This window comes from Catenuloplanes niger, assembly GCF_031458255.1.
GTDB classification, from domain to species: Bacteria; Actinomycetota; Actinomycetes; order Mycobacteriales; family Micromonosporaceae; genus Catenuloplanes; species Catenuloplanes niger.
The window spans coordinates 1,843,593-1,864,332 of record NZ_JAVDYC010000001.1; the positions used below are offsets into that span (position 1 = coordinate 1,843,593).

Here is a 20,740-nt window from a genome sequence, read left to right on the forward strand (position 1 = left end):
CGTCAGCGGTGTCGCCGCACGCTATCCCGCGATGAAAGTCGATGCAAGACCTTGCAAAAGATCCGCAAGCCTTGCGCAAGTCGGTACGCCGTTGCGCGCCGATGTCATGATCGGATGCACCCCCGCACTGGAGTTGGTGAATGCCCCGACGGACGACCGCGCGACGGATCTCGTTGACCGCCGCGTTTCTCGGACTCGCGGCGGGCGGCACGGCCGCCTGCGACGCGGACCCACCCCCGCGCCGGCCGGCCGCGCCGTACGCGCCCGCGCCGACCCCGGCCGCACCCACCGGCGCACCCACCGGCGTGCCGACCGGCGCACCGACCGGCCTTCCGACGGGTGCACCGACCGGCGCGGCGCCGCTCGGCACGCGGAACTCCGCCGTGGTGCCGGACGGCGTCGTGCGCACCGGCATCGTCGGCCAGGGCGGCGCGGCCGCCGGCTCCGGCGGCGGCTGAGTGCGGCGGGAGACCGTTGCGGCCCGGCCGGGCTGGCGGGCGGAGAACGCGCGGCTCGGCCTGACCTACGACGACAGCACGTACTGGCGGGAGGGCGCCCGGTACGTCCTCACCGCGGCCGAGATCGCCGAGCTGGAACACGCGGCCGCCACGCTGCACGAGATGTGCGTCGCGGCCGGCGACCACATCGTCGGCACCTGCCCGCGGCGCGACCGCGCGGTGCGGTCCCGGCACTACCTCGACCCGGTGTGCACGCCGGACGTGTGCCTGCTGGCCCGGTTCGGCGTGCCGGAGTTCGCGCACGCGCAGATCATCCGCACCTGGCAGGACGGCGGCCCGGAGACCTGGACCCACGCGGACAAGGACCTGGACCGCGCGTACCCCCCGCAGACCCCGGACTTCTCGCCCAGCGTGTACGGCCGGTTCGACCTGCGCTACGACGGGACCGGGCCGCCCACGCTGCTGGAGTTCAACGCGCAGACGCCGACCAGCCTGCTGGAGGCCGCCGTGGTGCAGTGGCGGTGGCTGGAGGGCACCGGCGGTCATGACCAGTGGAACGGCATGCACGAGATGCTGGTCGAGGCGTGGCGGCGGAACCTGACCGCGCTGCGCCGGGCCCGGCCGTGGCTGCCCGAGGACCTGACCGTGCACTTCGCGTACGAGACCGGCGAGACGTCCGGCGAGGACCGGATGAACACCGCGTACCTGCAGGAGACGTGCCGCCAGGCCGGGTACCGCACCGAGCTGATCGCGATGTCCCAGATCGGCTGGGACACCCGCGCGGACCGGATGGTCTTCCGCGGCCGGCAGCTCGACGTGGTGTTCGCGCTCTACCCGTGGGAGTGGATGTGGCACGAGGAGGGCGGCCGGCCGATCCTGCGCGACCTGGCCGACCCGGCGAAGCGCGGCACGGTGTGGATCGAGCCGCCGTGGACCGCCGCGCTCTGGGGCAACAAGGGGCTGCTGCCGGTGCTCTGGCAGCTCTACCGGGACGATCCGGAGCGCAGCCGCTACCTGCTGCCCGCCTGGTTCGCGGACGAGCGGCCGGCACACGTCACGTCGTACGCGCTGAAGCCGTTGTGGGGTCGCGAGGGCGCGTCCACCCGGCTCATCCGCGACGGCGCGCCGCTCGAGGACGCCCCCGGTCCGTACGGCGCGGAGGGCTTCGTGGCGCAGGCGCTGGCCCCGCTGCCCGCGTTCGGCTCCCCGCACGGCCCGATGCACCCGGTCCTGGGCGTCTGGATGGTCGACGGCGAACCGGCCGGCCTCGGCATCCGCGAGTCCGCCGGCCTCATCACACGCAACGATTCGCACTTCGTGCCCCACGAGATCGAGCTCAGCGTGCCCCACGAGATCGAGCTCAGCGTGCCCCACGAGATGGAGCCCAGCGCGCCCCACGAGATGGAGCCCAGCGCGCCCCACGAGATCGCGCCCAGCGCGCCCGCGAACGGCGTCCCGTACGTGATCAACGATGCGTGATCGGTGTGTCGGCGCGGTTTGCGGGCGTCGCTGGCAGGAAACTCTGCAGATGTGAGCGCCACGACTGATCTGGACACGTTGAGTGACTTCTTCGACCGCTATGGCGCCGCGCTGACCGCCGGTGACCTGACCGGGATCGCCGGGTGCTATGCCCTGCCGGGCATGGTGGTCTCCGGCTCGTACAGCTTCACGTTCACCTCGCCGACCGCGGTCGCGCTGAGCTTCCTCGGTGCCGCGCCGTCGTACCTGGAACGCGAGTTGGTTGCCGCGCACGCGCAGATCCGCGACGTGCAGCGCCTCGCGGAGGGCCTGTCGATGGTGGCGGTGGACTGGGAGTTCCTGGACAGTCACGGCGCGGCCGTGCCGGGCCAGAGTTTTCGCTATCTGCTCCGGGCGACCGCGCACGGCCCGGAGATCTGCACCGTCATCTCCACGGGCTGAGCCCGCCCTCGCCGCCGCGTGGAATCCCTGTATGCTTCTAGCAAGACGGACGTACGGTTTTGTAGAGCGGCGAGTTAGCCCTACCTAACCGACACGAACGGGTAACACGTACGAAAGACTGTTTGAGGACTACTCACGGTCAGCCCGTTTTCCGGGAGCCAGCACGCCGAGCGGCGAGTGGCCCCGGGGGCCGAGGGACCGCAGGGACAGCGGGAAGGAGTACGACGTGGCGAGCCTCGACACCTTCGGTGCGAAGAGCGAGCTGCGCGTCGGTGACGCGAGCTACGAGATTTTCAAGATCAACAAGGTGGAAGGTCACGACCGCCTGCCGTACAGCCTGAAGATCCTGCTGGAGAACCTGCTCCGCACGGAGGACGGCGCGAACATCACCGCCGACCACATCCGCGCGCTGGGTGGGTGGGACCAGAACGCGGACCCGAGCGTGGAGATCCAGTTCACGCCGGCCCGCGTGCTGATGCAGGACTTCACCGGCGTGCCCTGCGTCGTCGACCTGGCCACCATGCGCGAGGCGGTCCGTGACCTGGGCGGCGACCCGACCAAGGTCAACCCGCTGGCACCGGCCGAGATGGTCATCGACCACTCGGTCATCGCCGACCTGTTCGGCCGCGCGGACGCGTTCCAGCGCAACGTCGACCTGGAGTACCAGCGCAACCGCGAGCGCTACCAGTTCCTCCGCTGGGGCCAGACCGCGTTCAACGAGTTCAAGGTCGTCCCGCCGGGCACCGGCATCGTGCACCAGGTCAACATCGAGTACCTGGCTCGCACGATCATGGAGCGCAACGGCCAGGCGTACCCGGACACGGTCGTCGGCACCGACTCGCACACCACGATGGTCAACGGCCTGGGCGTGCTGGGCTGGGGCGTCGGCGGCATCGAGGCCGAGGCCGCGATGCTGGGCCAGCCGGTCTCCATGCTCATCCCGCGCGTGGTCGGCTTCAAGCTCTCCGGTGAGCTGCCGGCCGGCACCACCGCGACCGACCTGGTGCTGACCATCACCGAGATGCTGCGCAAGCACGGCGTGGTCGGCAAGTTCGTCGAGTTCTACGGCCCGGGCGTCTCCACCGTGCCGCTGGCGAACCGCGCCACGATCGGCAACATGTCGCCGGAGTACGGGTCGACCGTCGCGATCTTCCCGATCGACGAGCAGACGATCGACTACCTGAAGCTGACCGGCCGCACCGAGGCGCAGGTCGCGCTGGTCGAGGCGTACGCCAAGGAGCAGGGCCTCTGGCTCGACGTCGACGCGGAGCCGGACTACTCCGAGAAGCTCGAGCTGGACCTGTCCACGATCGTCCCGTCGCTGGCCGGCCCGAAGCGCCCGCAGGACCGCGTCGCGCTGAACCAGGCGAAGGCGTCGTTCCGCGACGCGCTCGGCAACTACGTCCAGGCCGAGGGCCACGCGGACGAGGCCAGCGAGGAGTCGTTCCCGGCCAGCGACCCGCCGGCCAACGGCGTGCAGGACGAGGCCGACAAGCCGCACGTGTTCAGCGCGGCCGCCGGCGCCGACGGCCGGGTCTCCAAGCCCACCCGGGTGGTCGGCGAGGACGGCGCCGAGTTCGAGCTGGACCACGGCGCGGTCGTGATCGCCGCGATCACGTCCTGCACCAACACCTCGAACCCGCAGGTCATGATCGGTGCGGCGCTGCTGGCGAAGAAGGCGGTCGAGCGCGGCCTGACCCGCAAGCCGTGGGTCAAGACCACGCTGGCGCCGGGCTCCAAGGTGGTCATGGACTACTACGAGCGGTCCGGGCTCACGCCGTACCTGGAGAAGGTCGGCTTCCACCTGGTCGGCTACGGCTGCACCACCTGCATCGGCAACTCCGGCCCGCTGCCCGAGGCGATCTCCGCCGCGATCAACGAGGCCGACCTGACCGCGGTCAGCGTGCTCTCCGGCAACCGCAACTTCGAGGGCCGGATCAACCCGGACGTCAAGATGAACTACCTGGCGTCCCCGCCGCTCGTCGTCGCGTACGCGCTGGCGGGTTCGATGGACATCGACATCACCACCGAGCCGCTCGGCACGGGTACGGACGGCAAGCCGGTGTTCCTGAACGACATCTGGCCGTCCACGCAGGAGATCGACGAGGTCATCGCGCAGGCGATCGGCGCGGAGGGCTTCTCCGCCGCGTACGCCGACGTCTTCGCGGGCGACGAGCAGTGGCAGTCGCTGCCCACGCCGACCGGCAAGACGTTCGAGTGGTCGGAGGACTCCACCTACGTGCGGAAGCCCCCGTACTTCGAGGGCATGGCCGCGGAGCCGACCCCGGTCGGCGACATCTCCGGCGCGCGCGTGCTGGCCAAGCTGGGCGACTCGGTCACCACCGACCACATCTCCCCGGCCAGCTCGATCAAGCCGGACTCCCCGGCCGGCAAGTACCTCGCGGAGCACGGCGTGGCCCGGCACGAGTTCAACTCGTACGGCTCCCGCCGCGGCAACCACGAGGTGATGATCCGTGGCACGTTCGCCAACATCCGGCTCCGCAACCAGCTGGTGCCGGGCGTCGAGGGTGGCTTCACGGTCAACCACCTCACCGGCGACCAGACCACCATCTACGACGCCTCCGTCGCCTACGCCGAGGCCGGCGTCCCGCTGGTCATCCTGGCCGGCAAGGAGTACGGCTCCGGCTCGTCCCGCGACTGGGCCGCCAAGGGCACCATGCTCCTCGGCGTCCGGGCCGTCATCGCCGAGTCCTACGAGCGCATCCACCGCTCGAACCTGATCGGCATGGGCGTGCTCCCGCTGCAGTTCCCGCAGGGCGAGAGCGCCGAGTCGCTGAAGCTCACCGGCACCGAGACCTTCACGGTCACCGGCGTCACCGCGCTCAACGACGGCACCACGCCGCGCACCGTCAAGGTCACCACCGACACCGGCATCGAGTTCGACGCGGTCGTCCGCATCGACACCCCCGGCGAGGCCGACTACTACCGGCACGGCGGCATCCTGCAGTACGTGCTCCGCAAGATGATCGCCAGCTGATCATCGCCGTACCGCCGTCGGGCGGCCGTCCTTTGGGGCGGCCGCCCGACGTCTTTCCCCCACCGAAACCCCGAGAAGCCGTTTTCCCGCTTCCGGCGTGGCCGCTCCCCGAGTGCTCCCGCGGGCACCGGTCGGCCGCGAGCGGCCTCCCTGCCGGTTCCGCCGCCGGTCGCGTGACACCCCGCACCCGCCGGCCGGATAGGGTCAGCCCCATGGCCCCGCCCGCCGGACCCGGCCGATGCGCCTGATCGACACCACGCCGGCCGACCTGACCACGCTGCGGTACCGGCGTGCCCGCACCGGTGGCGGCACCGAGAGCGCCGGCCTCCCCGTGCAGCGGCTGGCGGTCGACGCACTGCCACCGGGCTGCGACGGGATCCTGATCACCGGCGATCTGCAGGGCGTCGCGGCGTCGCCGCGCGGTGGCGGCGACGTGCTGCTCGGCATCGCGCTCGCGGACTGGCTGCCCGGGTGGGCCGACGCGGGGCTGCTGCCGCCGCCGGAGCGGCTCGGCGTGCTGCTGGCCGGTGACCTCTACTCGGCGCCGGAGGCGGACGTGCGCGGCGCGTCCGGCGACGTGACCGACGTGTGGCTCGCGTTCGCGGCCGCGGGCTGCCGGTTCGTCGTCGGGGTGGCCGGCAACCACGACGTCGTCGACGCGGCCGACGTGGCCGCGTTCGGGCCCGAGGTCGCGCTGCTGGACGGCGCGGTCGTGCGTCCGGCGGGACTGACCGTGGGCGGGGTGAGCGGCGTGATCGGCAACCCGTCCCGGCCGGGCCGCCGGACCGAGCCGGAGTTCCTCCGCCAGCTCACCGGCGCCGACGCCGCCGACGTGCTGATCCTGCACGAGGGACCGGCCGGCGGGACCGGGCAGCCCGGCAACGGCGCGGTCCGGGCGCGGCTGGCGAACCGGCCGCCGGCGCTCACCGTCTGCGGGCACGTGCACTGGAACGACCCGGTGGCGGCTCTCGGCGACGGCCACATCCTCAACGTGGACGCCCGGGCCGTGGTGCTGGGGCGCTAACCGCCCGACCGGCGGGATGCCGGGCTCAACCGCCCGACCGGCGGGATGCCGCGGCTCAGCCGCCCGGCCGGTGGGATGCCGCGGCTCAGCCGCCCGGCTGGCGGGCCCATGGCGGCGGGAGCGTGATCCGGCGCCACCACCAGGCGGTGCCGACCGTGGGCGGGCGGGCCCAGTCCAGGCCGGGGATCCGGGCCTCGGCGAGCCGGGCGCGGAGCGCCGCACCGCCGTCGTCGACGGTCCGGGAACGGAAGCGGGCGTCCAGCGCGGCCAGCGCCGCGCGGGCCGGGTCGTCGAGCGCCGCGGCGTCGACAGCGTCGCGGGCCGCCAGGAAGGACGCGTAGAGCTCGGCCGGGTACCAGCCGTCCGGCGGCCAGCCGGACTCGACGCGGACCACCAGGTGGTCCCAGCTCCGCAGCTCCGGGACGTCGCACCCGGACGGCAGCGGGTGGTCGTGGATGACCTCCGGCAGCGGCATGACCGGCACGCGGGGCAGCGCGGGGATCGGGTGTTCGGTGGCGTCGACGTCGAGGCGGACCGGCTCGCCGTCCGCGGGCGGCTCGTCCTGCTCGTACACCCGGATCCGGGTGTGCCGGCCGTCCGCCAGCGCCATCCGGTACGCGCTCGGCCGGTGTTCCACGGCCGGGTAGGCGACCGGTGTGTCGAGCGTGCGGGCCAGCGCCGCCGCGGTCTCCGGTTCGGACGGGACCCGGGCGCCGTCGCCGAACCAGACCTCCACGCACAGCCGCAGGTCGCCGGCGACCGGGTGCAGCGTCCCGAGCACGGCCGCCCGCCAGTTCCGCTCGGTCGTCGCGGTGTCGGCGAGGTCGACCGCGGACGCCGGGACGCCGCCCGCCGCGGCGAGCGCGGCCGCGATCCGGTCGCGTGGCGGGACGGTCGTCAGATAGAGGTAGTACGGCAGCACGCCGTCATTGTGCGGACGGGAGGCCACCGCGTGCGCGGCGACCTCCCGTACCCGTCACTGCAGGTAGTTCTCGACCTCCTGCTTGGAGTGGGCCTCCTGCGTGTCCGGGTCCTGCCCGAACTCGCGGGCGGCCCGGCGGCGGCGCAGCAGGTCCCAGCACTGGTCGAGGGACTCCTCGACCGCGCGGAGGCGGTCGTGCTCCTCGCCGGCGGTGATCTCACCGGCGGCGAGTTGCTGGCGGAGCTTGTGCTCCTCGTCCACCAGGTTGTTGATCTGGCTGAGGATTGTCGTGTCTTCCATGTGTCGTTTCTACCGCAGGTTCGCCTCGGCGAGCAGCGTGGTGATCAACGGCTCCGGATCGGCGAGTTCGGCGGGCAGGCCGCGGGACGCGAACCAGGCCGCGACCACCCGCACGTCGCGGGCGAGGAACTCGCGGCCCTGCGGGTTCGCGATCACGTCCACGATCTGCGGCAGGTCGATCAGGACCAGCCGGCCGTCGTGCACCAGGATGTTGTACGGCGACAGGTCGCCGTGCGCGAGCCCGCACCGGGCCAGCACGGTCAGCGCCTCGACCGCCTGCCGCCACAGGTCCAGCAGCTCGTCCGGGTCCGGGCGGACCTGGGCGAGGCGCGGTGCGGCCCGGCCGTCGTCGTCGCCGAGGAACTCCAGCATCAGTTCGGTGCCGAGCAGCTGCACCGGGTACGGCACGTGGATGCCGCCCATGGTCCGGCCGATGTGCCAGAGCCGGGACAGCGCGGCGAACTCCGCGGCCGCCCACTGCCCGGCGATCACCTGCCGGCCGAACGAGGTGCGGTTCTCCATCGCGCGCATCTCGCGGGACCGCCGCACCCGGCGCCCCTCCAGATAACCGGCGTCGCGGTGGAACAGGCGGTGGTCGGCGTCCCGGTAGCGCTTGACGGCGAGCAGCACGGACCGGTCCGTGCCGGGCACACCGCGGCGTACCAGATGGACGTCGGCTTCTTTTCCGGTCTTGAGCACGCCGAGCTCGTCGTCGACGGCGGCGTGCTCGGTGACCACCCAGTCGGGGATCGGCTCGGGGCCGTGGTCGGCCGCCTCCCACGTGGACCAGCGATCGCCGGTGTCGGGGACGTCGGCGTCGGCGACCGCCTGCCGGCGGGCACCGCGGAACTTCAGATCGTGCGGCTCGTCGTCGTCGAACTTGCGACGGCCACGCGGACGGGAACTGTCGAACACTTCAGCGTCTCCTCGGACGAGAAAAGGAAGAAAGGCATGGCGAAGCTCGTGACCATGACAGCCATTACTCGCACCTCCTCCTTCTCTCGCCGAGCGCACGCGCGCCCCGCGGAATCACCCACCGCACGCGGTGAGCACGAACAACCTGGTCAGGTCGTTGCGCGACTACTATCGCGGACCCGGGCGGACCGCGCAAGCGATTTACGGACGCACCATCCGGCCGCCGGCCAGCACCGCGGACAGGCCCTGGATCAGCGACCCGGCCGAGGTGGTCGGCTCGAAGCGCGACTCCATCCATTGCCGCCCGCGATGCAGCCACACGCTGGGCAGGCCCATGGCCGCGGCCGCGCCGATGTCCGCCTCCGGGCTGTCGCCGACGATCCAGGCGCCGCGCATGTGCATGCGCACCCGCTCGGCCGCGAGCGTGAAGATCCGGGGGTTCGGCTTGCTGACGCCGGCGGCCTCGGAGATCACCCAGTCCGCCACGTAGTGGTCCAGACCGGTGCGGCGGATGATGCTCTCCTGCCGGTACGCCGGCCCGTTGCTCACCACCACCGGCATCCAGCCCGCGTCGTCCGCGATCCGCAGCGCGCACGCCACCAGCGGATCCAGCCGGGTGTGTTCCACCAGCCCGAGGTCGAGCTCGTCGACCAGGTCCACCGAGGAGGCCCGCAACCGGTACCGCGCCTTGATCGCGTCGGCCAGGTCCCACCGTGAGGTCAGTCCGTCCGCGTCGATCGAGACCAGCCACTCCAGGTCAGTCCCGGGGGCGTCGATCTCGGCGAGGAACTTCGCACCCCAGGCACGGAACGCCGCCTCCCGGTCCAGGAGGGTGTTGTCGAGCGCCAGCAACATGAGGGGCACTCGCGCACACTAGTTGAGCAGCCTGGGAACCGACCAGTCCCACCATGTAAACAAGACGTTTAAAGCTGCCTGGAACGGCTGAACACCCGGCCGCCGACCTGGACGAACACCATCCCGGGGGTACGCCGGACGGCCGGAATCCGGCGCGGCCGGGGCTCGCCCACGCCGTCGTAGCGCCACGCCACCTCGCGCCGGGCCAATTCCTCCTCGGCCGCGGGCCCACGCACGCCGCGGGCCCGCGCGAAGTCCCAGCCGTCCCGCAGCGAGCCGGTGGTGGGCCGGCCGGCCGCCCACTCCGCGAACGCGGTGATCCACTCTGGGCCGTAACCGGCGGCCAGCATCGGCCACTGCCGGGCGACCACGCCGGCGCGCTTGCGCAGCAGCGCAGCCCGGGCCACGCCGACCAGCCGGGTGTCGAACCCGGCCGGGACCGGCGCGCCGGCGGTCAGCGCGGCCACCAGCGCCTCCTGACCGGCCGCCAGGCCCCGAGACGGACCGGCCGCCAGATCACGGACCGGGCCGGCCGCCGGGTCCCGCGGCGGGCCGGCCGTTAGATCACGGACCGGGCCGGCGGCCGGGTCCCGGGGCAGGTCGGCCGGCGCGTCATGCGGTGCGCCGGCCGGCCCGCCGCGGTCGCGGTCATCCACGGCGCGTCGGGTCCGGGTATCCCGCCGCGGCTGCGATCGCGGACAGTTCCGCGGTCAGCTCCGCCGCCGGCGGGTAGTGGCCGTCCCGCTCCAGCATCAGCGCCGGCGGCCGGCACCGCGCGGTCAGCTCCGTGATCAGGTCCAGCACCGGCTGCGGCGTCACGGCCGTGTGCGTGTCGTGGTAGATGCCGTCCACGTCGTCGCCGCCGGCCACGTGGCAGTACGCGATCCGCTCCACCGGCAGCCGGTCCAGCACCGCCACCGGGTCGGTGCCGCGGTTGCGCGCGTTGGCGTAGACGTTCGCGACGTCCAGCAGCAGCATCGCGTCCGACCGTTCGATGATCTCGGTGATGAACTGCGCCTCGGTCAGTTCCTCGTCCGGCCAGTCGAAGATCGCCGCGATCGGTTCCAACGCGATCGGCACGGACACGGCCGCGCGCACCCGCCGCACGTTCGCCACCACCGCGTCCACCGCCTCCCGGGTGCGTGGCAGCGGCAGCAGGTGCCCGGCCTCCACGCCACCGGCCCGGACGAACGCGATGTGCTCGCTGACCAGCGGCGCGTCCAGCGCCTCGGCCGCGGCCGCGAACTGTGCCACCCGCTCCGGCTCGACCGGCGCGGCGCCGCCCAGCGACAGCCGGACGCCGTGCGGGATCACGGTCACGCCACGGTCCCGCAGCGCGGCCAGGCCGGGCGGCAGCGGACCGGTGACCGGCACGGTCTCCGCGATCACCTCGGTGAAGCGGAGACCGGGCAGCCCGCCGACGAATCCGGAGATCTCCGGACGCCACCCGATCCCCACACCGTAGAACGGCGAGGTCATCCGCCGCAGCCTCCGCCGCCGCAGCCACCGCCGCCGCACGAGCTGCCGCCGCCGTCCGACCCGCCGCCGCTGTCCGAGCCGGACCAGGTCGAGCCGCCGTCGCCGGACCAGCCGCCGCCGCTCCCGGACGAGGCCGCGGCCTGCCGCTGGATCTCCGCCTCGGCCGCGAACGCGGCGTCGTACGTGTAGAGCGACGCGGTGCCCCAGAGCGCCACGCCCATCGCGAGACCGGTCATGCCGTAGGTGTCCCAGGCCGGCGACTGCGCCGGCGACAGGTACTGGTAGCGGGTGCGCATCCCGGCCAGCGCGTTCTTTCCGGCGTGGGTCATCCACGGCGTCCGCGAACGCAGCACCAGCGTGGTGACGCCGAGCGCCAGGACGATGATCACGAGGTACCAGATCGCGGCGCCGTTGATCAGGCCGGACACGAGGCGCACCACGCCGAGCGCGGCCAGCGCGGCGAGCAGCAGCGTGGTGTTGCGGTACGCCCGGCGGTCGTCCTCGCCGAGCGCGAGCCCGTACCGCTCCAGGTCGTCGCGCAGCCGGTCCAGCTCGCTCTTGACCTGGCTGTTGTTCCGCACGCCGTACACCGTCGACGGGCCGCGCTGCAGCACTCGGTAGATCGCCGCGTCCAGCGGCGGCGCGCCGTCCGGCAGCGGGGCGACCGGCGCGAGCGTCTTGTTCGGCGCGCTGGCGATCAGGCCGCCGGCGCGCAGGCCGGCGATCGCGGAGTAGACGGCGAGATCCGATCCCCCGGTGAGGTACGCCGCCTGCTGGGCCGTCAGATGATCCGTTCCGGGCACCTGACGGCCGGCCGCCATGGAGTGGCGGCGGACCAGAACGATGACGAGGGCGACGGCGACGGCACCCAGATACAGCGCGAGGAAGGTCGGGCCGGGGATACCCCACGTGTCGCCCGAGGCCGCAAGCGTGTCCATGCGGTCATTGTGCGCCACACCCGCCAGTTGTGGATCTCCCCAGAACGTGCCGTCCTCGGTCTTCCCGGCGGGCGCGGCTCAGCTGCGCCGGACCGCTTCCTCCACCACGTCGAGCACGCGGCTCAGCGACCCGGCCGGGCGGCCCATCGCCAGGTGCAGCACCAGCCCGTCGTAGGCCAGCTCCAGGAACTCGGCCAGCACGTCCAGCGGCACGTCGTCGCGCAGCTTGCCGGCGTCGCGCAGCCGGCCGAGCCGGGTGCGGGTGGCCTCCTCGATCGCGGCCTGCCGCTGCGCCCACCGGGACGCGAAGTCCGGGTCGGTGCGCAGCCGCCGGGAGACCTCCAGCTGGCTGCCCAGCCAGCCGGCCGTGTCCGGCGAGCCGGCGCGGGCCAGCAGGTCGCGCATGACCTGGACCAGGCCGTTCTCCGCGACCGTGGTGACCATCGCGGCCGCGTCGTCCTCCGCCACCGCGAGGAAGAGCGAGTCCTTGTCCCGGAAGTGGTGGAAGATGGCACCCCGGGACAGCCCGGTGGCCTCTTCCAGGCGACGCACGGTGGCGCCCTCGTATCCGTGCCGGGCGAAGCAGGCCCGCGCGGCCGAGAGAATCTCCTGGCGACGCGCGTCGAGCTGATCCTGGCTTACCCTTGGCACGCCGTCGATCGTGTCACGCTGCGCAGTAATTTTGCAATCCGTACGTACGGCTTGTAACTCGCGCGTGCGTAGGATGACTGCCATGGAGCTCGGTCTGAACGGTCGTGTGTACGTGCTCACCGGCGCCTCCCGCGGTCTCGGCTTCGCCACCGCGGCCGCGCTCGTCGCGGACGGCGCCCGCGTGGTGATCTCCGCCCGCGACGCGGCCGCGGTCGGCGACGCGGTCTCCCGCCTGGGTGGCGAGGAGCACGCGCTCGGCGTGGCAGCCGACCTCGGCGATCCGGATGCCGCGCGGCGCCTGGTCGACGCGGCACGGGCCCGGTTCGGGCGGCTCGACGGCACACTGATCTCCGTCGGCGGCCCGCCGTCCGTCTCCACGCTCGAGGCCACGGACGAGCAGTGGCGGTCCGCGTTCGAGACCGTGTTCCTGGGCGCGGTGCGCGTGGCCCGCACGATCGCCGGTGAGCTCGGCGAGGGCGGCGTGATCGCGTTCGTGGCGTCCAACTCGTCGAAGTCGCCGCTGAGCGGTCTCGGCATCTCCAACGGGCTGCGGCCGGGCCTGTCCATGGTCGCCAAGGAGCTGGCCGACGAGCTGGGCCCGCGCGGCGTCCGGGTGCTGAGCCTGCTGCCCGGCCGTTTCCTCACCGACCGGCTGCGCGAGCTGATGGAGGCCACCGGCGACGCCGAGGCGGCCGCCGCGGGCTACCGGCGGGCGATCCCGCTGCGCCGGATCGGCGACCCCGAGGAGTTCGGCCGCGTCGCCGCGTTCGTGCTCTCCCCCGCCGCGAGCTTCCTCAACGGTGTGGCGCTGCCGGTCGACGGCGGCGCCATCCGTACCCTCTGATGGCCTTCACCAGGGCGGAGCTGGCCGCCGCGGCCGACCGGGTCGTCCCCGACGTGATCGCCCCCGGCCTGCGCGTGCTGTTCTGCGGCATCAACCCCGGGCTGTACTCGGCCGCGACCGGCCGGCACTTCGCGCGGCCCGGCAACCGGTTCTGGCCGGCGCTGCACGGCGCCGGCTTCACGCCCCGGTTGCTCACCCCCGCCGAGCAGGACACGCTTCCGGGGTACGGCCTGGGGATCACGAACATCGTGCCGCGCGCCTCGGCCCGCGCCGACGAGCTGTCCCCGGCCGAGCTGACCGCCGGCGGCGCCGCGCTGACCGCGAAGGTCGCCGAGTTCCGTCCCGCCTGGCTGGCCGTGCTCGGCATCGGCGCCTACCGCTCCGCGTTCGCCCGCCCCAGGGCCGGCATCGGCCCGCAGCCCGACCGCCTCGCCGGCACCGCCATCTGGATCCTCCCCAACCCCAGCGGCCTCAACGCGTCCTACCAACTCCCCCGGCTGATCGAGGAGTTCGCCCGCCTGCGCACCGAGGCGCGGGCATAGCCCTTGACTCGGCGCCGGTTCAGCCCGCGGTGGCGAACTGGGTGCGGTAGAGGTCGGCGTAGAGGCCGTTCGCGGCGAGCAGGGACTCGTGGGTGCCGCGTTCGACGATGCGGCCGTGGCTCATGACGAGGATCTGGTCGGCCGCCCGGATGGTGGACAGCCGGTGCGCGATGACCAGCGCGGTCCGGCCGGTCAGCGCGGCCGTGAGCGCGGCCTGCACCGCCGCCTCGCTCTCCGAGTCCAGGTGTGCGGTGGCCTCGTCCAGGATCACCACGGACGGGGCCTTGAGCAGCAGGCGGGCGATCGCGATCCGCTGCTTCTCGCCGCCGGAGAAGCGGTAGCCGCGCTCGCCCACGACCGTCTCCAGGCCGTCGGGCAGCTCCCGGACCACGTCCGCGACCTGCGCGGCGGACAGCGCGGCCCACAGCTCGCCGTCGGTGGCGCCGGGCCGCGCGTAGCGGAGGTTCTCCGCGATCGTCTCGTGGAACAGGTGGGCGTCCTGGGTGACCACGCCGACCGTGTCGCGCAGCGAGGTGAGGCGGGCGTCGCGGACGTCCGTGCCACCGATCGTGATCGCGCCGGACGTGACGTCGTAGACCCGGGACAGCAGCATGGCGGTGGTGGACTTGCCGGCGCCGGACGGGCCGACCAGCGCGACCATGGTGCCCGGTTCGACGGTGAACGAGAGATCGTGCAGGACCGGCTCGGTGGCGGCCCGGTCCAGCACCGTGACGTCCTCCAGCGAGGCCAGCGACGTCTCCGCGGCCGTCGGGTACCGGAACGTGACGTCGTCGAAGACCACGCGGGCACCGGTGATCTCCACGGCGCCGGGCCGTTCCTCGATCGCCGGGCGCAGGTCGAGCACCTCGAAGACGCGTTCGAACGAGACGAGTGCGCTCATCACGTCGACGCGCACGTTCGAGAGCGCGGTCAGCGGGCCGTAGAGGCGGGTGAGCAGCAGCGCGAGCGTGACGACCGTGCCCGCGCTGACCGCGCCGGTGACCGCGAGCCAGCCGCCGAGGCCGTAGGTGAGCGCCTGCGCCAGCGACGCGACCAGCAGCATCGCGACGAAGAACGTGCGGGAGTAGATCGCCTGACGGATGCCGATGTCGCGGACCCGCCGGGCCTTGGTCTCGAACTTGCGCGCCTCGTCGGCCGGCGACCCGAACAGCTTGACCAGCAGCGCGCCGGCGACGCCGAACCGCTCGACCATGGTCGCCTGCATGGACGCGCTCAGCTCGTACGACTCCCGGGTGATCTCGGCGAGCCGGCGGCCGACCCGGCGCGCGGGCAGGATGAACAGCGGCAACATGACCAGCGACAGCAGCGTGATCTGCCAGGAGAGCGTGAACATGACGCCCGCGGTGAGCGCGAGCTGGATCGCGTTGCTGACCACGCCGGAGAGCGTGGACGTGAACGCCTGCTGCGCGCCGATCACGTCGTTGTTGAGCCGGCTGACCAGCGCGCCGGTCTGGGTGCGGGTGAAGAACGCCAGCGGCTGCCGCTGCACGTGGTCGAAGACGCGGGTGCGCAGGTCCAGGATGATGCTCTCGCCGACGCGCGCGGAGTACCACCGCTGGCCGAGCGAGAGCAGCGCGTCCGCGAGCGCGATGCCGGCGATCGCCACCGCGATCCAGACGACGGTCCGGGCCGCCTCCGGCCCACCCCGGGTGATCTCGTTGACCACGTCGCCGGCCAGCACGGGCGTGGCCACGCCGAGCACCGCGGAGATCACCACGGCGATCAGGAAGATCACGATATCCCGGCGGTACGGGTACGCGAAGCGCATCACCCGCCCGGTGACCTTCCAGTCGACCTTGCGGCCTTCGAGCTTCTTCTCGTTGTTCAGCGCCCGCAGCGTGGACCAGCCGCCCATGCTCCCGGGCCCGCCCGGCATTCCCCGCATGTTGTTCATCTCGGCCGCAAATCTAGCGCCGCTCGCGCCGGCCCGCTGATCGAGGCGTCATTCACCCCGCTGATCGAGGCGTCGTTCACTCCACTGATCGAGGCGTCGTTCGCGTCGCCGGTGCGACGCGGCCGACGCCTCGGTCACCCGAAGAGGTCCTTGGCCCGGCGGACCTGGGCCTCGCGCTCGGCCCGGTCGGCGTCGGCATAGGAGCGGTCCGCGGCGGCGGAGAGCAGCGCCTTGATCTCGATGACCGCGTCCCGGTTGCTCGCGAGCACCGCGGCGGTGAGGTCGCTGGTGGCCTGCTCCAGCTCGGCGACCGGGACGACCAGGTTGCCGAGGCCCATCGCGGCGGCCTCGGCCGCGGCGACCCGGCGGCCGGTCACGCAGATCTCCAGCGCGCGGGCGTAGCCGACCAGCTCGACCAGGCGCTTTGTGCCGCCCAGGTCGGGGACCAGGCCGAGCGTCACCTCGGCCATCGACAGCTTCGCGTCGTCGGCGAGGATCCGCAGGTCGCAGGCGAGCGCCAGCTGGAACCCGGCGCCGATCGCGTGGCCCTGCACGGCCGCGATCGTCACCAGGTCGGGCCGGCGCAGCCAGGTGAACGCCTCCTGGAACCCGGCGATCCGGTCCGCGGCCTCGGCCTCCGGCAGCGCGGCCAGCTCGGTGAAGTCGCCGCCGCCGAACACCGCACGGTCCAGGCCGGCGGAAAACGCGCGTCCCTCGCCCCGGACCACAACGACCCGGACGTCTCCGGTCAGTTCCCGGGAGAAATTGCGCAGCGCGCGCCACAAATCCGGCGTCTGCGCATTGAGGACGTCGGGCCGGCACAACGTCACCGTCGCCACCGGCCCGTCGCATTCAAGCCGCACGCCACTATCTGAATTCATCGGGGGGATCCCGGACGCGCGTACTGTTTGCCGGCGATTACCGGGCTCACGCCTTCTTGCGACGACGGGCGCCGCCGCGCTGGCGCAGTTGAACGCCGCTTTCGGTCAGAACTCGGTGCACGAAACCGTAGGAACGGCCCGTCGAGGCGGCCAAGGCGCGGATACTTTCCCCAGAGGTATACCGCTTTACGAGGTCCTTGGCGAGCGTCTGACGCTCCTGCCCGACAATTCGGCGACCTTTCTCAGTGCTGGTGGCTGTGCCAGTGGCTGCCATGTTGAATCCTCACGTCCCAGACTGTGCGGTTCGATGCGGTCCCACCTATTAGACCGCCTCGAACGATCATGCGCCAGATACCATTCGTTCGCCAACCGACACGCATGCCACTGTCGGGCCGCGCGCACGGCGGCCGAGTCGCTTCGTGGGCTGGCTCGTTACCCGCCTATCGGCTCGTACCTGCGCATTCTTGGCGCCGCCCGCGCGGTGCGGCATCGTCGGCCGTACATCGCGGGCGGTACGGAGTGTGCCAAGATTTTCACACTCCCGTGTCGCCGCCGACAGGAGAGGCCGTCAATACCTACCGTCACTGAAATTTTCGGCGCCAATTCCACTCACGGGAACTGCAAAAGGTGGGATTAGCTGCGGCTCAGGCGAGCTCGACGAGCTCGAGCAGGTCGTCGCTCCACGCGTCCTCGTCACCGTCCGGAAGAAGGATCGCGCGGTCCGGCTTCAGCGCCAGCACACAGCCCGGGTCGTGGGTGACGAGCACGATCGCGCCGGGGTAGTTCGCGATCGCGTCCAGCACCTGCTCGCGACTGGCCGGGTCCAGGTTGTTCGTCGGCTCGTCGAGGAGCAGCACGTTCGCCCCGGAACAGACCAGCGTGGCGAGCGCCAGACGGGTCTTCTCACCGCCGGAGAGCACGCCGGCCGGCTTGTTCACGTCGTCGCCGCTGAACAGGAACGCGCCCAGGATCTTCCGCAGGTCGGTGTCCGACTGGTCCGGCGCGGCGCTGCGCATGTGCTCCAGGATCGTGCGGTCCACGTCCAGCGTCTCGTGCTCCTGCGCGTAGTAGCCGAGACGCAGCCCGTGCCCGGGGTTCACCGACCCGGTGTCGGACGCCAGCAGGCCGCCCAGCATGCGCAGCAGCGTGGTCTTGCCCGCGCCGTTCAGGCCGAGGATCGCGACCCGGGAGCCGCGGTCGACCGCCACGTTCACGTCCGTGAAGATCTCCAGCGAGCCGTACGACTTGGAGAGGTTCGACGCGGTCAGCGGCGTCTTTCCGCACGGCGCCGGCGCCGGGAAGCGCACCTTCGCCACCCGGTCCGCGGTGCGCTCGTCCTCCAGGCCGGAGAGCAGCTTCTCGGCGCGCTTCGCCATGTTCTGCGCGGCGACGGTCTTGGTGGCCTTCGCGCGCATCTTGTCGGCCTGCGCCATCAGCGCGCCGGCCTTCTTCTCCGCGTTGGCCCGCTCGCGCTTGCGGCGGCGCTCGTCCGTCTCCCGCTGCTCGAGGTACGACTTCCAGCCCAGGTTGTACTGGTCGACCACGGACCGGGTGGCATCCAGGTACCACACCTTGTTGACCACGGCCTCCAGCAGCGCGCCGTCGTGGGAGATCACCACGAGACCGCCCTTGTGCGCGGCGAGGAAGCTCTTCAGCCAGTTGATCGAGTCGGCGTCCAGGTGGTTGGTCGGCTCGTCGAGCAGCAGGATGCCGCTGTCCCCGGCGTCCCGGAACAGGATCCGGGCCAGCTCGATCCGGCGGCGCTGGCCACCGGAGAGCGTGCCGATCGTCTGCGCCAGGATCCGGTCCTCCAGGCCCAGGTTCGCGCAGATCCGGGCCGCCTCGGCCTCGGCCGCGTAACCGCCGAGCGCGGCGAACCGGTCCTCCAGCGAACCGTACCTGCGGACCAGCCGGTCGTCGGTGTCCACGGCCAGCTTCTCCTGCAGCTCGTTCATCTCGCGGAGGATCGCGTCCAGGCCGCGGGCGGAGAGCACCCGGTCGCGCGCGGTGACGCCCAGGTCGCCGGTGCGCGGGTCCTGCGGCAGGTAGCCGGCCTCGCCCTTGCGCTCGACCTTCCCCGCGTACGGCTGGCCCTCGCCGGCGAGCACCTTCAGCGTCGTGGTCTTGCCCGCGCCGTTCCGGCCGACCAGGCCGATCCGGTCACCCGGCTGGATCCGCAGGTTGGCCTCGGACAGCAGGATGCGGGCTCCGGCGCGGAGCTCCAGACCGGTGGCGGTGATCATGCGGTGTGACTCGCTCTCGAAGAGACCCGGGCGGGAGACCTGGCCCGGCACGAAATTACTAAGGCGCATAGAGAAGCTCCGCACACGGCGGAGCACCAACCTTCAGTGTACCGATGCCGCAACGCACGCTCCGCCGGATTGATTTCCAAGATCAACGGGTACGTCGATGCCACCCTTCGCATCACGAGTGGAGCCGGACGATGGAGCTCAACGAGAACGCACGGATCGACACCGACCAGATCACCGACCGGCGCGGCAGCGGCGGCGGGGGCGGCGGGCTGTCCGGCATCCCGATCCCGATCGGCGGCGGCAAGGGCGCCTGGATCGGGCTCGCGGTCTTCCTGCTGGTCTCGCTGGTCGGCGGCGGACTCGGCCTGAACGCGATGGGCGGCGACGGAACCGACACCGGCGCCGGCTCCGGACAGTCGCTGGCCCAGGAGTGCAGCGCGGAGGACCGGCTGCAGCAGCTGGAGTGCCGGAACGCGCTCTACGTCAACTCGATCCAGGACTACTGGAAGGACGCGCTGCCGCAGCACTTCGGCGAGCAGTACGCCGAGTCCGACACCGTCTTCTTCCAGCAGGCGGTCAGCACCGGGTGCGGCAACGCGGACTCCGGCGTCGGCCCGTTCTACTGCCCGGCCGACGACCTGGTGTACATCGACCTCACGTTCTACCGGCAGCTCGCCGACCAGCTCGGCGCGCCCGGCGAGTTCGCCCAGCCGTACGTGCTGGCCCACGAGTACGGCCACCACGTGCAGGACCTGCTCGGCACGGAGGCGGAGATGCGCCGGGCCCAGGAGCGCGACCCGGGCGCGGCCAACCAGCTCTCGGTGGCGCTGGAGCTGCAGGCCGACTGCTACGCGGGCGCCTGGGCGAAGAACGCGACCGGCACCGACGACGCGAGCGGCCAGAAGATCTTCAAGAGCATCACGGACCGGGACATCCAGGAGGGCCTGGACACCGCGGCCGCGATCGGCGACGACACGCTGCAGCAGAAGTCCGGCAACCCGGTCGACGAGGAGGCGTTCACGCACGGCTCGTCCGCGGACCGCCAGAAGTGGTTCCGCACCGGCTACGACACCGGCGACCCGAAATCCTGCAACACGTTCGGCAACGCGCTCTGAGTTCCCGCACCTCCGAGGGCCGGGTCGTGGTCGCTGTTCCCGTGGGGACGCGACCACGACCCGGTCACTGTTCGGGGTCGTGAACGACGATCGTGATCGCGCGGGCCTCGGGGAGCGCGGCCTCCAGGACCGCCTGGCGGGGTTCCGGGACGTCCAGGAAGCGCTCGGCGCGCAGCTCCAGCAGCGGCGCCAGGCGGCGGTCGGCGAGGATCGCGTCCACGGCGGCGCGGTCGCCGCCGGTGACCAGCGCGGTCAGCTCGCGCGCGCGGGGCAGCAGCAGGCGGACCGCGATGTCGGCGGCGCCGCCGGCCGCGGCCTTCGCCTGGTTGTCCCGGCGGCGGGCGAAGCGCTGCTGGGACCAGCCGCCGGCCGCGGTGCGGGACTGCACGTAGCTGCGGTCGACCTTCGACTCGCGCAGGTCGTCGCCGGCCGCCCAGCCGACCGCGACCGCGGACTTGCGCGCCAGCAGCAGCCCGAGCGGGCGCGGCGCGACCGCGGCGGCCAGGAACGACTCCGGGTCGCCGGTCAGCGGCGCACCGGGCGGCGCGTGCAGCTCCGCGACCGCGCCGTCCGGTGCCTCCAGGCGTACCGCGTACCCCCGCATGGTCTGCCGGGGTTGCCCGTGCCGGGCCGTGAAGTTGTCGAGCCAGCGGGTCAGGCGGCCGGGGACCACCTCGACCCGGCGGCCGCCGCCCGCGGCCGGTCGCGCGCGCATGCCCACAGCCTAGAGC

21 protein-coding genes are annotated in these 20,740 nt (G+C 72.4%); 8 read left to right on the plus strand and 13 right to left on the minus strand.

All coding sequences use genetic code 11. The annotated features are described in order from the left end of the window. Positions 1-140: 140 nt before the first annotated feature. The 5 genes from J2S44_RS07975 (at position 141) to J2S44_RS07995 (ending at position 6,400) form a co-directional block, all read left to right on the plus strand. Positions 141-458, plus strand: a complete 318-nt coding sequence (locus tag J2S44_RS07975; RefSeq protein WP_310410324.1) for a hypothetical protein — start codon at positions 141-143, stop codon at positions 456-458. Continuing rightward, positions 459-1,937: a glutathionylspermidine synthase family protein gene (locus J2S44_RS07980; RefSeq protein WP_310410325.1), complete on the plus strand. Its 1,479-nt coding sequence runs from the start codon at positions 459-461 to the stop codon at positions 1,935-1,937. Positions 1,938-1,988: 51 nt separating this feature from the next. Next, complete coding sequence (locus tag J2S44_RS07985; protein WP_310410327.1) at positions 1,989-2,378, plus strand: DUF6841 family protein; 390 nt, start codon at positions 1,989-1,991, stop codon at positions 2,376-2,378. A 226-nt stretch (positions 2,379-2,604) separates the two neighbouring features. Further along, on the plus strand, positions 2,605-5,376 hold the full coding sequence (gene acnA, locus J2S44_RS07990) for an aconitate hydratase AcnA (protein WP_310410329.1): 2,772 nt from the start codon (positions 2,605-2,607) through the stop codon (positions 5,374-5,376). A gap of 238 nt (positions 5,377-5,614) precedes the next feature. Next, positions 5,615-6,400, plus strand: coding sequence for a metallophosphoesterase family protein (locus tag J2S44_RS07995; protein WP_310410331.1), 786 nt, complete (start codon positions 5,615-5,617; stop codon positions 6,398-6,400). Between the two features lie 85 nt (positions 6,401-6,485). Here the strand turns inward: J2S44_RS07995 and J2S44_RS08000 are convergent, their stop codons facing one another. From J2S44_RS08000 to J2S44_RS08035, 8 genes are all read right to left on the minus strand, one after another. Then, positions 6,486-7,322 carry a hypothetical protein gene (locus J2S44_RS08000; RefSeq protein ID WP_310410332.1) on the minus strand — a complete coding sequence of 279 codons (837 nt, stop codon included), beginning with the start codon at positions 7,320-7,322 and terminating at the stop codon, positions 6,486-6,488. Positions 7,323-7,376: 54 nt separating this feature from the next. Further along, positions 7,377-7,622: a DUF2630 family protein gene (locus J2S44_RS08005; RefSeq protein ID WP_310410334.1), complete on the minus strand. Its 246-nt coding sequence runs from the start codon at positions 7,620-7,622 to the stop codon at positions 7,377-7,379. 9 nt (positions 7,623-7,631) lie between these two features. Then, a complete protein-coding gene (locus tag J2S44_RS08010; RefSeq protein ID WP_310410335.1) occupies positions 7,632-8,537 on the minus strand; it encodes a serine protein kinase RIO in 906 nt (301 codons plus the stop codon). Between the two features lie 201 nt (positions 8,538-8,738). After that, positions 8,739-9,401 (minus strand): HAD family hydrolase, encoded by a 663-nt coding sequence (locus J2S44_RS08015; RefSeq protein ID WP_310410336.1) that lies wholly within the window; start codon positions 9,399-9,401, stop codon positions 8,739-8,741. 59 nt (positions 9,402-9,460) lie between these two features. Next, entirely contained in the window at positions 9,461-10,048 is a 588-nt protein-coding gene (locus J2S44_RS08020; protein ID WP_310410338.1) for an SCO6045 C-terminal-like domain-containing protein, read from the minus strand. Then, positions 10,041-10,871: an MbnB/TglH/ChrH family RiPP precursor modification enzyme gene (locus J2S44_RS08025; protein WP_310410340.1), complete on the minus strand. Its 831-nt coding sequence runs from the start codon at positions 10,869-10,871 to the stop codon at positions 10,041-10,043. The genes J2S44_RS08020 and J2S44_RS08025 overlap by 8 nt, the downstream gene beginning before the upstream one ends. Further along, on the minus strand, positions 10,868-11,809 hold the full coding sequence (locus tag J2S44_RS08030) for a TIGR04222 domain-containing membrane protein (RefSeq protein WP_310410342.1): 942 nt from the start codon (positions 11,807-11,809) through the stop codon (positions 10,868-10,870). The genes J2S44_RS08025 and J2S44_RS08030 overlap by 4 nt, the downstream gene beginning before the upstream one ends. A gap of 78 nt (positions 11,810-11,887) precedes the next feature. Then, the gene (locus J2S44_RS08035) at positions 11,888-12,460 is read right to left on the minus strand and encodes a TetR/AcrR family transcriptional regulator (protein WP_307238357.1); all 573 of its coding nucleotides are present in this window, start codon (positions 12,458-12,460) and stop codon (positions 11,888-11,890) included. Between the two features lie 82 nt (positions 12,461-12,542). Between J2S44_RS08035 and J2S44_RS08040 the strand changes: the two genes are divergently transcribed. After that, positions 12,543-13,304 (plus strand): SDR family oxidoreductase, encoded by a 762-nt coding sequence (locus J2S44_RS08040; RefSeq protein ID WP_310410343.1) that lies wholly within the window; start codon positions 12,543-12,545, stop codon positions 13,302-13,304. After that, entirely contained in the window at positions 13,304-13,846 is a 543-nt protein-coding gene (gene mug, locus J2S44_RS08045; protein WP_310410345.1) for a G/U mismatch-specific DNA glycosylase, read from the plus strand. Before J2S44_RS08040 ends, mug begins: the two co-directional genes overlap by 1 nt. Before the next feature lie 19 nt (positions 13,847-13,865). Here the strand turns inward: mug and J2S44_RS08050 are convergent, their stop codons facing one another. The 4 genes from J2S44_RS08050 to J2S44_RS08065 all read right to left on the minus strand — a co-directional run bounded on the left by J2S44_RS08050 (position 13,866) and on the right by J2S44_RS08065 (position 18,885). Next, positions 13,866-15,743 carry an ABC transporter ATP-binding protein gene (locus tag J2S44_RS08050; RefSeq protein ID WP_310429511.1) on the minus strand — a complete coding sequence of 626 codons (1,878 nt, stop codon included), beginning with the start codon at positions 15,741-15,743 and terminating at the stop codon, positions 13,866-13,868. Between the two features lie 152 nt (positions 15,744-15,895). Then, the gene (locus tag J2S44_RS08055) at positions 15,896-16,642 is read right to left on the minus strand and encodes an enoyl-CoA hydratase/isomerase family protein (protein ID WP_310410346.1); all 747 of its coding nucleotides are present in this window, start codon (positions 16,640-16,642) and stop codon (positions 15,896-15,898) included. Between the two features lie 46 nt (positions 16,643-16,688). Beyond that, positions 16,689-16,916 carry a helix-turn-helix domain-containing protein gene (locus tag J2S44_RS08060; RefSeq protein WP_306827061.1) on the minus strand — a complete coding sequence of 76 codons (228 nt, stop codon included), beginning with the start codon at positions 16,914-16,916 and terminating at the stop codon, positions 16,689-16,691. Between the two features lie 370 nt (positions 16,917-17,286). Continuing rightward, a complete protein-coding gene (locus tag J2S44_RS08065) occupies positions 17,287-18,885 on the minus strand; it encodes an ABC-F family ATP-binding cassette domain-containing protein (protein WP_310429513.1) in 1,599 nt (532 codons plus the stop codon). Positions 18,886-19,085: 200 nt separating this feature from the next. Between J2S44_RS08065 and ypfJ the strand changes: the two genes are divergently transcribed. Then, positions 19,086-20,009: a KPN_02809 family neutral zinc metallopeptidase gene (ypfJ, locus tag J2S44_RS08070; protein WP_310410348.1), complete on the plus strand. Its 924-nt coding sequence runs from the start codon at positions 19,086-19,088 to the stop codon at positions 20,007-20,009. 64 nt (positions 20,010-20,073) lie between these two features. Here ypfJ and J2S44_RS08075 read toward each other — a convergent pair whose 3' ends face one another. Then, positions 20,074-20,724, minus strand: coding sequence for an acVLRF1 family peptidyl-tRNA hydrolase (locus J2S44_RS08075; RefSeq protein ID WP_310410350.1), 651 nt, complete (start codon positions 20,722-20,724; stop codon positions 20,074-20,076). Positions 20,725-20,740 lie beyond the last annotated feature (16 nt).

Bases quoted from the DNA above. Each gene is read 5' to 3' on its own strand.
- J2S44_RS07995 (WP_310410331.1), top strand. From the start codon at position 5,615: ATGCGCCTGATCGACACCACGCCGGCCGACCTGACCACGCTGCGGTAC.
- J2S44_RS07975 (WP_310410324.1), top strand. From the start codon at position 141: ATGCCCCGACGGACGACCGCGCGACGGATCTCGTTGACCGCCGCGTTT.
- mug (WP_310410345.1), top strand. From the start codon at position 13,304: ATGGCCTTCACCAGGGCGGAGCTGGCCGCCGCGGCCGACCGGGTCGTC.
- J2S44_RS08030 (WP_310410342.1), bottom strand. From the start codon at position 11,809: ATGGACACGCTTGCGGCCTCGGGCGACACGTGGGGTATCCCCGGCCCG.
- ypfJ (WP_310410348.1), top strand. From the start codon at position 19,086: ATGGAGCTCAACGAGAACGCACGGATCGACACCGACCAGATCACCGAC.
- J2S44_RS08025 (WP_310410340.1), bottom strand. From the start codon at position 10,871: ATGACCTCGCCGTTCTACGGTGTGGGGATCGGGTGGCGTCCGGAGATC.
- J2S44_RS08075 (WP_310410350.1), bottom strand. From the start codon at position 20,724: ATGCGCGCGCGACCGGCCGCGGGCGGCGGCCGCCGGGTCGAGGTGGTC.
- J2S44_RS08005 (WP_310410334.1), bottom strand. From the start codon at position 7,622: ATGGAAGACACGACAATCCTCAGCCAGATCAACAACCTGGTGGACGAG.
- J2S44_RS08050 (WP_310429511.1), bottom strand. From the start codon at position 15,743: ATGCCGGGCGGGCCCGGGAGCATGGGCGGCTGGTCCACGCTGCGGGCG.
- J2S44_RS08040 (WP_310410343.1), top strand. From the start codon at position 12,543: ATGGAGCTCGGTCTGAACGGTCGTGTGTACGTGCTCACCGGCGCCTCC.
- J2S44_RS08060 (WP_306827061.1), bottom strand. From the start codon at position 16,916: ATGGCAGCCACTGGCACAGCCACCAGCACTGAGAAAGGTCGCCGAATT.
- J2S44_RS08065 (WP_310429513.1), bottom strand. From the start codon at position 18,885: ATGATCACCGCCACCGGTCTGGAGCTCCGCGCCGGAGCCCGCATCCTG.
- J2S44_RS08055 (WP_310410346.1), bottom strand. From the start codon at position 16,642: ATGAATTCAGATAGTGGCGTGCGGCTTGAATGCGACGGGCCGGTGGCG.